The 13221-nt window shown below is 43.7% G+C and carries 11 protein-coding genes; 1 reads left to right on the top strand and 10 read right to left on the bottom strand.

From position 1 onward, the window contains the following. Position 1: 1 nt before the first annotated feature. The 10 genes from rsmB to ACSLGF_RS00500 form a co-directional block, all read right to left on the bottom strand. A complete protein-coding gene (rsmB, locus tag ACSLGF_RS00545; RefSeq protein ID WP_456001432.1) occupies positions 2–1345 on the bottom strand; it encodes a 16S rRNA (cytosine(967)-C(5))-methyltransferase RsmB in 1344 nt (447 codons plus the stop codon). Further along, positions 1332–2285 carry a methionyl-tRNA formyltransferase gene (gene fmt, locus ACSLGF_RS00540; protein ID WP_456001430.1) on the bottom strand — a complete coding sequence of 318 codons (954 nt, stop codon included), beginning with the start codon at positions 2283–2285 and terminating at the stop codon, positions 1332–1334. Before fmt ends, rsmB begins: the two co-directional genes overlap by 14 nt. Before the next feature lie 5 nt (positions 2286–2290). Then, a complete protein-coding gene (gene def / locus ACSLGF_RS00535) occupies positions 2291–2773 on the bottom strand; it encodes a peptide deformylase (protein WP_456001428.1) in 483 nt (160 codons plus the stop codon). A 15-nt stretch (positions 2774–2788) separates the two neighbouring features. After that, positions 2789–5197, bottom strand: a complete 2409-nt coding sequence (gene priA, locus ACSLGF_RS00530) for a primosomal protein N' (RefSeq protein WP_456001426.1) — start codon at positions 5195–5197, stop codon at positions 2789–2791. Next, positions 5194–6411, bottom strand: a complete 1218-nt coding sequence (coaBC, locus tag ACSLGF_RS00525) for a bifunctional phosphopantothenoylcysteine decarboxylase/phosphopantothenate--cysteine ligase CoaBC (protein WP_456001424.1) — start codon at positions 6409–6411, stop codon at positions 5194–5196. Before coaBC ends, priA begins: the two co-directional genes overlap by 4 nt. A 118-nt stretch (positions 6412–6529) precedes the next feature. After that, complete coding sequence (gene rpoZ, locus ACSLGF_RS00520; RefSeq protein ID WP_456001422.1) at positions 6530–6733, bottom strand: DNA-directed RNA polymerase subunit omega; 204 nt, start codon at positions 6731–6733, stop codon at positions 6530–6532. A gap of 3 nt (positions 6734–6736) precedes the next feature. Continuing rightward, positions 6737–7351: a guanylate kinase gene (gmk, locus tag ACSLGF_RS00515; protein WP_099725904.1), complete on the bottom strand. Its 615-nt coding sequence runs from the start codon at positions 7349–7351 to the stop codon at positions 6737–6739. A gap of 9 nt (positions 7352–7360) precedes the next feature. Then, positions 7361–7630 carry an extracellular matrix/biofilm regulator RemA gene (gene remA, locus ACSLGF_RS00510; protein WP_008344898.1) on the bottom strand — a complete coding sequence of 90 codons (270 nt, stop codon included), beginning with the start codon at positions 7628–7630 and terminating at the stop codon, positions 7361–7363. 76 nt (positions 7631–7706) lie between these two features. Further along, positions 7707–8582, bottom strand: coding sequence for a YicC/YloC family endoribonuclease (locus tag ACSLGF_RS00505; protein WP_456001420.1), 876 nt, complete (start codon positions 8580–8582; stop codon positions 7707–7709). Between the two features lie 83 nt (positions 8583–8665). After that, the gene (locus tag ACSLGF_RS00500; protein ID WP_456001418.1) at positions 8666–11341 is read right to left on the bottom strand and encodes a calcium-translocating P-type ATPase, SERCA-type; all 2676 of its coding nucleotides are present in this window, start codon (positions 11339–11341) and stop codon (positions 8666–8668) included. 165 nt (positions 11342–11506) lie between these two features. Between ACSLGF_RS00500 and ACSLGF_RS00495 the strand changes: the two genes are divergently transcribed. Then, the gene (locus ACSLGF_RS00495; RefSeq protein ID WP_456001416.1) at positions 11507–13216 is read left to right on the top strand and encodes an Rqc2 family fibronectin-binding protein; all 1710 of its coding nucleotides are present in this window, start codon (positions 11507–11509) and stop codon (positions 13214–13216) included. Positions 13217–13221: the final 5 nt, after the last annotated feature.

Below are 13221 nucleotides of genomic sequence, written 5' to 3'. Positions count from 1 at the left end.
TTTATCCCTTCTTTCTCATGCTGCAAATAAAGAAACCATCTGTTCCGAAATAATGAGGAAGAATTTGCACACTTCCATTTTGAACAAACGGAGCAACCTGCTCAGGCAGCCGTTCATTAAGAGATAGATCGGGTTCGAAGTCTTGGTGTTCTTGTAAAAACGCATGAATCACTTGTTGATTTTCTGTTGGGTCCATTGTACATGTACTATATACAAGGGTTCCGCCCGGCTTTAGAAGCGAGGCTGTTTCGTTCAAGATTGCCTGCTGAATTATCGCAAGCCTTGCAGAGTCTTCTTGAGACTTAGTATATTTCATATCTGGTTTTCGTCTGATGACGCCAAAACCAGAACACGGTGCATCAATCAGAATACGGTCAAACGAAGCTTCGCTATAATAGTCCGCTGCTTTCCTTGCATCAAGCGCTTTTGCCTCAATGTGAGTAAGGTGCAGACGCTTTGCTGCTTGTTTGATGAGTTTCACTTTGTGTTCATGTAAATCAAGTGAAACAATTTTCCCCTCATCGTTCATTCGCTCTGCGATATGTGTTGATTTGCCGCCAGGAGCCGCGCAGGCATCAAGCACCGTTTCTCCCGGCTGAGGGTTTAGTGCTCTTGCGACAAGCATTGAGCTTTCGTCTTGAATGGTCACAAAGCCCTCTTGAAAAGAAGGAGTTGATACGATGGACCCTTTCATGAGCTTCAGTGCATCCTCAGATAAGTCGCCGAGCTCTGTTTCAATTCCTGCATCCATCAGTTCATTCTGTAATGCCATGCGATCGGTTTTCATTCGATTGACACGAAGAGCTTGCTTTGGCGGTACTAAATGAATGCGGCACATTCTTTCAGCTGCTTCAAAGCCATACGCCTCAACCCATTCCTGTACGAGCCATAGTGGGTGGCTTGTCTCAATCGAGAGCCGCTTTACCGGATCTTTGATTGCATCAAATGCCGGAACGCCTTCTCTTTGTACTGAACGAAGTACGCCGTTCACAAGTGAAGAAATGCCTTTATGCCCGCGCTTTTTCGTTAGCTCGACTGCTTCATGGATGGCTGCACGATCTGGAATTTTTTCAAGGTAGACCATTTGATAAAGAGACATACGCAAAAGCTGCATGACCCACGGGGCCACCTTTTGCGGTTTTTTCACAAATGGCGCCAGCATATAATCTAGTGCCAGCTTATTTTGCAGTGTACCGTATACAAGCTCTGTTAACAGTGGTTTGTCCTGATCTGCCAGATCTTTATCTTTCATGACTGACTGCAAAAGCAAATTACTGTAAGCTTGGTTTTGTTCAAGTTTGATTAAAGCGTCCAGCGCTACTTCTCTCACATTACTTTTCTTCATTCATTAACCCTAATTTCTGTCCAATTTCGATATTTGCGCCTCTTAAGAAGTCTTCGCCGGTCATTTTTTTCTTTCCAGCCGGCTGCACACTTGTTAATATAAGGCCTTGCTGATTCCCAGTTCCAATGACCGGTCCTTCTTTTTGAAGTTCAATCACTTTCCCAGGTTCTTCTTGCGCTTGAAGCGGAACTTTTTTCGCTTCCCAAACTTTTAAATGAGCGCCGTTCCATTCAGTATAGGCAACTGGCCATGGATTTAAGCCGCGAACTTGGTTGTAAAGCTCTTCTCCGGTTTTTGTCCAGTCTAACCTTTCTTGCTCCCGCTTAATATTAGGTGCGTAGGTTGCCGCCTCTTCATTTTGCGGAATCGGAGAGATGGACCGGTTCAGAACATTTGGAACCGTATCTTTTAGCAATGCGGCGCCTGCTATACTTAATTTATCATGCAATGTCCCAACGTTGTCTAATTCATCAATTTCTACTTCTACTTTACTAATCATGTCACCTGCATCGAGTCTTTCAACCATGTACATGATGGTCACGCCTGTTTTCTTTTTGCCTTGCAGGATCGCATAATGGATCGGCGCGCCGCCTCTTAGCTCTGGCAGCAAGGAAGCATGAACATTGATACAGCCAAATTCAGGTTCATCTAGTAGCCTTTTTGGTAAAATTTGTCCGAAGGCTGCTGTTACAATTAAATCCGGCTTTAATGCAAGCACTTTATCGATTTCTTCATCAAGGCGCACTTTTTCAGGCTGCAAAACAGGGATGCCATGCTTTAGGGCTTCCACTTTCACAGGAGGCGGCGTGAGCACTCGTTTTCTGCCTTTCGGGCGATCTGGCTGCGTGACGACCCCTACGACTTCGTACCCTTCTGTTATCAGTGTTTGCAGCACAGGTACTGAGAAATCAGGGGTTCCCATAAATACAATACGTGCCATTTTCTTCACCCTTCCATTTCCGCAAGTTCTTTTTCTGTATAAGTTTGAATGATTTTCGACGTGAATAATATGCCGTCTAAATGATCAATTTCGTGCAATAAGGCTCTTGCTAAAAATCCTTCTGCTTCTATTGTAAACGGTTTGCCTTGCTTATCAAAGGCTTTCACCTTCACATGATTTGGTCTTTCTACAGTGCCGTATAAAGATGGAAAGCTCAAGCAGCCTTCAATGTCTGTTTGGCTTCCTTTTACTTCAAGAACCTCGGGATTCACTAAATCAATTCTGCCAGATTCTTCTCCTATATCTACAACGGCGATTCTTTTTGAAATACCGATTTGCGGTGCTGCTAGTCCGACTCCATCTAGCTCAAGCATTGTATCATACATGTCATCGAGCTGTTTTTTAAGCTTTTTATCGAACGTATCGACAGGCTCTGTCTTTTGTTCAAGCACTTCTGCCGGATGTATGACTATTGGTTTTATTGCCACTTAAAGCCCTCCGTTTTACATCATCATATATGGATTCATATCTATTGAAATCATCAACTGTTTTTGTTCCATTTCTTTTTGATAATGATCTTGTATTTTCCGTAGTAAACTTGCCAGTTCATTTTCCCTTTTGTATTTTATCACGCATTGATATCGATATCTATCTTTGATCTTAGCGATCGGAGATGCAGCTGGACCAAGGATTCTTGTATTCGGTGCACAGTTCATTTTCAGAAACTGGACAATTTGATCAGCGACATGCGCTGCCTTCGTCACTTCTTCATGTGAAACAGTCACCATTGCCAAAAAGTAAAATGGCGGATAGGACTGATGACGACGATGCAGCATCTCCTGCTCATAAAAGGCTTCATAGTCATGCTGCTTGGTTAATTCAATACTATAGTGAGAAGGCGTATACGATTGAATAATGACTGAGCCCGCTTTTTCATGGCGCCCTGCCCGGCCGCTGACTTGCGTGAGAAGTTGAAATGTTTTTTCACTTGAACGAAAATCAGGGATATGAAGGGACGTATCCGCACTCAGTACACCGACAAGTGTAACATCTGGAAAGTCTAAGCCTTTTGCAATCATCTGCGTACCGAGTAGAATATCCGCTTCTTTGTTGCCAAATGAGGTAAGAAGCTTTTCATGAGCGCCTTTTCGAGAGGTTGTATCTACATCCATTCGGATTACCCTCGCCTCAGGCAAAACCTTTGTGAGCTCTTCTTCTACTCGCTGCGTACCTGTACCAAAATAACGAATATGCTCGCTGTGGCATTCTGGACATTCAGCAGGTACCGGGGCTTCGTGACCGCAATAGTGACACTTCAGCCGTTTTTGATAACGGTGATAGGTAAGGGAAATCTCGCAATGAGGGCATTGCTCCACATATCCGCAATCACGGCACATCACAAAGGATGAATAGCCTCTTTTATTCAGAAATAAGACGGCTTGTTCTTTCCTTTCAAGCACTTCTTTTAACCTGAGCATTAATTCTTCTGAGAACATAGACCGGTTGCCGTTCCTTAATTCTTCTCTCATATCAATTAACGAGACGTGCGGCATCTGCTGCTGGTTCACGCGTTGCTTTAGCGTCAGCAATGTATACACACCTTTTTTCGCACGCGCATAGGTCTCAAGTGAAGGTGTTGCACTGCCTAATACGACTGGACATTGGTGCCGTCTTGCTCGTTCAATTGCAACGTCCTTGGCATGATAACGAGGCATCTCTTCTTGTTTGTAGGAAGATTCATGCTCTTCATCTATGATAATCATTCCTAGATGTTCAAATGGAGCGAAAACAGCAGACCTTGCTCCCACGACAAGCTTGACTTCCTTGCGGTGAATTTTCCGCCACTCATCATACTTTTCCCCTGTCGATAATCCGCTATGAAGAACAGCCACATTTGAGCCAAATCGTTCTTTAAACCGCTGAACCATTTGAGGGGTTAATGAGATTTCAGGAACTAGAACGATCGCTTCTTTTCCCTTTTGAAGTACATGATCAATGGTCTGCAAATAAATCTCCGTTTTCCCGCTTCCTGTCACCCCGTGCAGCAGAAAGGTTTCGTGCTGATGTTCACTCACTGCTTGATGAATGTGTTTCGCTGCTTCTGCTTGTTCTGTCGTGAGATCGAGGGAATCAGATTGTTTAAACTCCCGGTCTGCATAAGGATCTCGATAGATCTCTTCATAGCTCTCTGTTAACAGACCTTCTCGAATAAAGGTTTTAAGCGTTTGAGAACTAGCGCCTGTTTGCTGCTGTAAGTCTTTCGCTAAAAAAGTGGTCTCACTCGCTTGAAGCAAAAAGGAGAGCAATTCCTTTTGTTTCACCGCATTTTTCTTTAGCTGCTGCTGCTTTTCTTCAAGTTTTTCTTTCGAAACGACGACCTGAAGCATGCGCACCTTTTTCTTTCCAGATTTTTGAGAGACATGATATCTCACCTCTAGATGACCTTTTTGGACATGCTTTTGAATGTGCTTCAGTTGTTCAGGCGGAATGTCAGCGTAAAGGATGCTTTCTTGCTGACCGAAAAGCTCTTTCAATGACTGCGGAAGTTCTTCATCTGATAACACCTGAATTTCTTTTTCATATTTGGCCTTCATGGCTGCAGGCAGCATGGATTGCAGAGCCGTAATATGATAGGACAATGTTTTTTCCGTCAGCCAGTGGGAAAGCTCCAATAGCTCATCTGTCAGAACAGGTGATAAATCAAATAAATCCACAATGTCCTTAATGTTTCCTGTCTTTACGTCTGTTACATCTTTGACTTTTGTCACAAACCCTTGAATCTTCCTCGGGCCAAAGGGAACGACGACCCTCATCCCAGGTTTGACGAGACCTTTGAACCGATCGGGCACACGATAGTCAAATGGGCGATCAATGGCTTTCGTTGTGACATCCACTATGACTTCAGCAATCATGCTCGATCACGCTCTTTTGGCAATAGCTGTTTTGCCTCCTTTAAGATTTCAAAAGCGAGGTCTTTTTTGCTCATCATCGGCAACTCTTTTTTTGTTCCGTCTGCTTTGATGATCGCTGCCACATTTGTGTCTGTGCCAAAGCCTGCACCCTCTTTTGTTATATTGTTGGCAACAATCATATTTAAATGCTTGGATTCGATTTTCTTTTTCGCATAAAATTCTACATCCTGCGTTTCAGCTGCAAAACCGACAAGCACTTGGTGCTCTTTTCTTTTCCCCAGCTCTTTTAAAATATCTTTTGTACGCGTGAATTCAATTTCCAGTGCACCGTCCTGTTTTTTCATTTTATGAGGATATGTCGTGACAGGGGTGTAATCGGCAACAGCTGCTGATTTAATGACAAGGTCTGCTTCCCCGTACACATCTAATGCAGCCTGATACATCTCCTCTGCCGATTCAACTCGTACCACATCTACATGGTCAGGCGCAGTCAAAGAAACAGGACCAGAAATAAGCGTGACATCAGCCCCCATTTGCTGGGCAGCTTCTGCAATGGCATAGCCCATTTTCCCAGTAGAACGATTTGTAAAGAAACGAACCGGATCAATCACTTCTCGTGTAGGACCTGCTGTCACCACGACTTTTTTCCCTGAAAGCGGCAAGCTTTTTGGCTCCTCGAAAAACGCACGAATGTGTTCAATAATTTTTTCAGGTTCCTCTAAACGCCCTTTTCCAATGTACCCGCAGGCTAAATAACCTTCACTTGGCTCAATAAACCGGTATCCGTCTTCATATAATGTGCGAATGTTCCGCTTCACAGCTGGGTGATCATACATATGCACATTCATAGCCGGTGCGATCCATACAGGAGCTGTTGAAGCGAGCAAGGTGGTTGTGAGCATATCATCTGCAAGTCCTGCGGCCATTTTACCAATCGTATGTGCTGTTGCAGGAGCAACGAGAATGAGATCGGCCCAGTCAGCTACATCAATATGCGCAATGACTCTTGGATTGTTCTCTTTAAATGTATCCACATAAACCTCTTGTCGAGATAGGGCTTGGAAGGTAAGCGGAGACACAAACTCACGGGCAGATTCCGTCATAATCACTCTTACATTTGCGCCTGCCTGTACGAGTTTACTAGTGAGTGCAGCTGCTTTATATACGGCGATTCCTCCGCTGACGCCGAGCAAAATATTTTTTGACTGTAACATTTGTTTGTCCCCCTTAATGGCCTTTTTCACAAATTCGTCTACAATTCAAAAAAGTCAAAACCAATCATAGTTTTGACTTTCTTGAACGTATCGTATCTGCATTGCAGAAAGCGATGTGTTATTCTTGATCCTGTTTTTCAAATGTCAAAAGACCAGCGTCGATTTCTTCAAGTGCTTTCCCTACAAATTTGTAAGACTTTGTGTTTTCGATCTGCTGATCTTGATGGATCTGCATTTCACGTGCACGGCGTGCAGACACTGTCACAAGTGTATATTTTGAATCAAGTTTGTTCATCAATGAGTCAATTGAAGGATCTAACATCGTTTATTCTACCCCCAGCATTTTTTTATATCTTGGTGCGACTCTGTCTCTTCGCAGGTGCTCTGCAAGGACGATCGCTTTGATTCTTTCACAAGCAAGCGCGACATCATCGTTTTCAACGACATAGTCGTAAGCATCCATCATTTCAATCTCTTCTTTTGCAGCGGCCATTCGATTTCGAATGAGGTCCTCAGATTCTGTACCGCGAGTAATGATACGGTTTTGAAGTTCTGAAAGACTAGGCGGTGCAAGGAAAATAAAAAGACCTTCCGGGAAAGCTTCTCTTACTTGAAGTGCGCCTTGCACTTCGATTTCAAGGAAAACATCTTTTCCTTCGCTCAGTGTCTGTTCTACATAGTCAACAGGTGTGCCGTAGTAATTCCCGACATATTCTGCCCATTCTAACAACTTTTTGTTTTCAATCATATGTTCAAATTCTTCCCTGGTTTTAAAGAAATAATCGACACCATTTCTTTCACCTTCACGCGGTTTGCGTGTTGTCACTGAAATAGAGTATTCAAATTTCGTATCTTCCTGGGAGAAAATGGCTTGTCTGACCGTTCCTTTTCCAACTCCCGAAGGTCCAGAGAGAACGATTAAAAGTCCTCTTTCTTTCATAATGGCGTATTACCCCTGCCCTTCATCTATGATTTCTTCTTTTACAGAAAGTCTTTGCGCGACAGTCTCAGGCTGAACGGCAGATAAGATGACATGGTCACTGTCCATAATGACAACAGCACGGGTTCTTCTTCCGTATGTAGCATCTATGAGCATGCCTCGATCTCTTGCGTCTTGTATCATTCGTTTAATCGGTGCTGATTCCGGACTGACGATCGAAATCATCCGATTCGCTGAAATGATGTTTCCAAATCCGATATTGATCAACTTTATGGTCATCTTCTTTCGTCCCCCTGTAATATAAACGTCTCTAGTCTCCCCGAAAGAGACGTACTGTAAACAGCATACACAATGACTATTCTATATTTTGCACTTGTTCTTTTATTTTTTCAATAGCACTTTTCATTTCGACCACCAGCTTTGTTAAATGGTGATGGTTTGCTTTAGATCCAATCGTGTTCACTTCACGGTTGAGCTCCTGTACAAGAAAGTCAAGTTTCCGGCCGGCAGCGCCGCCTTGCATCAAAATTTGCTGGAATTGCTGAAAATGACTTTTTAACCTCGTGATCTCTTCTGTAATGTCACAGCGATCAGCAAAGATGGCAGCCTCTGTGGCCAGTCTGCTTTCTTCAAGCGCCTCTCCGATCCATTCTTGCAACCTTTGATTCAATCGTTCTTTGTACTGACTTACAACCTCTGGTGCAAAGACTTTTATTTCTTCTGTAAAGGCCTCTAGTTCAGAGAGCCTCAGTTCACAGTCTTTTTGAAGTGATGCACCCTCTTGCTCTCTCATGAAGCAAAGCTCCTTGACAGCCGCTTCACAAGCGTCTATCAGCAAATGCTCCAGCTGCTCATTTCGGCTGACCGACTCTTCTACTTGAACAGCATGTTCCAGCTGAAGTAAGTCATGTGCATGCTGAATACCTGAAATGTGATAGCGGTCCTTGAGGTCTTTTGCGGCTTTCATATATTCATCAAGCAGCGGCCAGTCGATCTGTAAAGACCGGCTTGCTAGTTTACCGCCTTCAATCGTGACAAACAGCTCAATTCTACCACGCTGCACGTGACGAAGAATGATTTTTTTTAATGTATCTTCGAAATATAAAAGCGGCCTCGGCAAACGGGCATGAACCTCTTTAAAACGGTGATTGACCGATTTTAGCTCGACTGACACTGTCAGTTCTCCATCCGTTTTACTCGCTTGGCCGAATCCCGTCATACTGCGTATCATGTCAAAACACCCAATTCTTTCATATTAATAAAATGAAAAAGGTAATAGCAGACACTATTACCTCAAAATTATACCATAACGAATTATTTTTTTCTTGTCAAAAGTGATCCTGCCAATAAAAAAGTTGGCAGTGCGGACATACCGATGATCAGCAGCCAATCAACTGGTGCAATTGACACCGTTTTGAAAATTGGCTGAAGCGGCGGATAATAAATGACCACAAGCATCAGAAGAAGTGATGACAGAACAGCACCGATTAAATAGAGATTTCCAAATGGATTACGTTCAAAAATAGACCGTTCACTGCGGCAGTCAAATACATGAATGAGCTGCGCCAAAACGAGCGTACTAAATGCGACAGTCTGTGCATATTGCAGTTCGTTTGGATCGCGGTGATACACAAACATAAATGCTAACAGAGTGGCAAGCCCAATGAGGAATCCCCTTGATATGACCTTCCAGCCAAGCCCTCTAGCAAATATGCCCTCTTTCATGTTCCGCGGCTTCCTCTTCATGACATCGCCTTCTGGCTTATCCATTCCAAGTGCCATAGCTGGGAGTCCATCTGTCACAAGGTTTACCCATAAAATTTGAATAGGAACGAGTGGAAGCGGAAGCGCAAGGAGCATCGCAAACAGCATAACCAAAATTTCTCCAACATTTGATGCAAGCAAATAGCGGACAAACTTACGAATATTTTCGTAAATATTCCGGCCCTCTTTAATAGCGGATTTAATGGTCGCAAAGTTGTCATCAAGTAAAATAAGGGAGGACGCTTCTTTTGCTACGTCTGTTCCTGTGATGCCCATGGATATTCCGATATCTGCTTGTTTAATCGCGGGCGCATCATTGACCCCATCACCTGTCATCGCCACAATATGGCCATTTTTTTGATAGGCCTTCACAATTCTCAGCTTATGTTCCGGGGATACCCTGGCAAAAACGTATACATTTTCAGCCATTTGCTCAAGCTCTTTGTCACTCAGCTGGTCCAGCGCTTTCCCGTCAAGTACCTTTCCTTGCTTCGGTAAAAGGCTCAAGTCTTTTGCGATGGCTTTGGCTGTTTCCACGTGATCACCTGTAATCATCACAGTTTTAATGCCAGCATCCCTGCACTCTTTGATCGCTCGCCTGACTTCAGGACGAGGTGGATCGATCATGCCCTCTAGCCCGATCAATGTTAGATCGGTTTCTGCCTGCTGAACAGATGTGATTTTTTCTGTCAAACCGACTTTTTTATACGCAATTGCAATGGTTCTAAGCGCTTGTCTTGCTAAGCCTTGAATCGCAGCTTCTGTTTCTTGCCTGTGAGTGGTTGAAAATGAGGCTGTGCGTCCGCCGTGCATGATATGACTTGAACGGTTCATCAGTACATCTGGCGCACCTTTTGCAATGACATACCGCTCTTTTTGATTCGTTTCGACGACGACTGACATCATCTTTCTTTCTGAGTCAAAAGGAAACTCCTCTACGACGTGAAACCCAGCTTCTATGAATTGCTCTGTAAAACCCGCTTTACGTGCTGCGGTTAAAAGTGCGCCCTCTGTCGGATCTCCATCAAGCCTCATCTCCCCATCTTTTTCAACGATGGTCGATGTATTACAAAGCGCACCATATAATAAAACCTTTTGAAGGCTTGGATGTTTGTCAACATGGACAAGTTCTCCGTTTAAGGTGAAATCACCAGACGGCTCATAGCCCGTGCCAGAAATATTCCACATTTTCCCCTCTGCCCACACATGTGTTACCGTCATTTTATTTTGCGTCATTGTCCCTGTTTTATCTGAGCAAATGATCGACGCGCAGCCGAGCGTTTCCACAGCTGGGAGCTTTCTGACAATTGATTTTTGTTTGATCATCCGCTGCACACCTAGGGAAAGTGCGACGGTTACAATCGCCGGCAATCCTTCTGGAATGGCAGCAACAGCGAGAGATACACCCGCTAGGAACATATGATACAAATCATGTCCTTGCACAACGCCCAGAACTACTACGAGCACGGTTAAGAATAAAGCAGCAACAATCAGGATTTTCCCTAGCTGTTCGAGACGTCTTTGCAGCGGTGTTTCCATATTACCTGCAGCATCCAGCATACCGGCAATTTGTCCCATGGCTGTATTCATTCCTGTCCCGATGACAACACCCACGCCGCTTCCTCTCGTGACAAGCGTCCCCATAAAGGCCATGTTCGTCAAATCTCCAAGCGCTACATGGTCTCGTGAAAGTGGACTGGCATGTTTGACCGCTGGGATGGACTCACCAGTAAGAGCTGACTCTTCGATCTCTAAACTCTTTGTTTCTAGTAATCTAATATCTGCCCCAATCCGGTCTCCGCTTGAAAACTTCACAATATCCCCTGGTACGAGGTGCTTAGACGGGATCTTGACCCACTCATTGTTTCTCCTTGCATATACATGCGGAGTCGATAATTCCTTTAGCGCTTGAAGGGATTTTTCCGCCCGGCGTTCTTGATAAAAGCCGAGTACACCATTAATCAGAACAATCGCTACAATCGCCCCAGCATCAATGTATTCACCTAAAAAGGCAGAAATAATCGTTGCCGCAAGCAAAATTAAGACCATAAAGTCTTTAAATTGCGCTAAAAAGATGATCAGAGCCGACGCCTTTTTCCCTTCCTGCAATTCATTTGGTCCGTGTTTTTCAAGCCGCTTTTGTACATCTTTTTCTGACAGTCCGTCACCTATCGATGTATTCATTGTTTTTAATAAATCGGTTTGGTTCAGTTCATGCCAATTCATTTGACCTCGTCCACTCCTCTTTTGTTCTCTCTCATATGCAGTGTTCTATAAGCCAGTTTATTCAGACTCGTCCTAAATCATGCTATAATAATAAGACTGCCTAAAGAACGAGAAAATGTAAGGTTCTTTCAGTAGATTTGTGTGAAAGAAGAGGGTGTATCCAACATGTCATTTGACGGCATTTTTACATACGGTATGACAAATGAATTGCAAGAGGCATTAACTGGCGGGAGAATTTCCAAAATACATCAGCCATATAAGCACGAGCTGATTTTTCATATCCGGTCAAACGGGAAAAATCATAAGCTCCTTTTATCGGCTCATCCGAGCTATGCAAGAGTGCAGCTCACTGAGCATCATTATGACAATCCAAGCGAACCCCCAATGTTTTGTATGCTTCTCAGAAAGCATCTTGAGGGCGGATTCATTGAACGTTTTGAACAGGTTGAATTTGACCGGGTCATCGTGCTCCATGTGCGAAGCCGAAATGAAATTGGCGATGAACAGACGCGGAAGCTCTATATCGAAATCATGGGACGGCACAGTAATTTAATTCTTGTTGAAGATGAAACGCAGCAGATCATTGATGGTCTGAAACATCTTTCTCCATCTGTGAACAGCTATCGAACGGTACTCCCTGGTCATGAATACCTGCTGCCGCCTGCACAGCAAAAATTGAACCCTTTTGAAGTGACGAAGGATGATATTTTAAAGCATTTACGCTTTCAAGAAGGGAAAATCACGAGTCAAATTGTCGATACATTCTCTGGGGTTTCCCCGCTGTTTGCAAAGGAAGCTGTTCACAGGGCCGGTCTTGCCAATCAGGAAACGATTCCAAATACACTGCTTGACATGTTCCAGCTCATTCGGACGCATTCTTTTACCCCGCAGCTCACAAGAAAAGACGGCAAAGAGTATTTCTATTTATTAGAGCTCCAGCATGTAAATGGCGAAATGAAGACATTCGAATCTCTCAGCCAGCTGCTTGACCGCTTTTATTTCGGAAAAGCTGAAAGGGACAGAGTCAAACAGCAGGCGGCTGACCTTGAACGGTTTGTCGTGAATGAAAAGAAGAAAAATGAAAACAAGCTAAAAAAACTAAAAAGAACCCTTGAAGAATCTCAAAATGCGCATAAATACCAGCTCTATGGTGAATTGTTAACAGCCAATTTATATGCCATAAAAAAAGGGGATGAAGAAGCGACTGTCATCAATTATTACGATGAAGAAGGCGGAGAAATGACGATCCCGCTAAAAACAAACAAAACCCCTTCTGAAAATGCACAGGCGTACTTTACAAAATATCAAAAGGCAAAAAATGCAGTAGAAGCTGTAAATGAACAAATCAAGCGGACACATGAAGAGATTGTTTATTTTGAAGAGCTGATTCAGCAGCTGTCCTCTGCCTCGCCAAAAGATTTAGAGGAAATGAGAGAAGAGCTTGTTGAAGGGAAATATTTGCGCGCCAAACAAAAGCGGCACGCCAAAAAGAAAAAACCGGCGGCCATCCAGCTGGAAACGTACGAATCTTCTCAAGGCATTCCCATTTTAGTGGGGAAAAACAACAAACAAAACGAGTATTTGACCACAAAGGCTGCTGCTCGTGATGACATTTGGCTGCACACAAAGGATATTCCAGGATCACATGTCGTCATACGTCATCAAACACCTGATGAACAAACGTTGCATGAAGCGGCTCAAATTGCTGCCTACTTCTCTAAAGCAAAAGAATCCAGCTCCGTGCCTGTCGATTATACGAAAATCCGTCATGTGAAAAAACCAAACGGAGCAAAGCCGGGCTTTGTTACGTATGATCAGCAGCAAACATTATTTGTCACGCCGGATGAAGATGTTGTCCTAAAGCTGCGAAAATAAAAAAA

It is taken from the genome of Bacillus sp. A015 (assembly GCF_053851875.1).
This window is presented reverse-complemented; position numbering and strand designations above follow the sequence as displayed.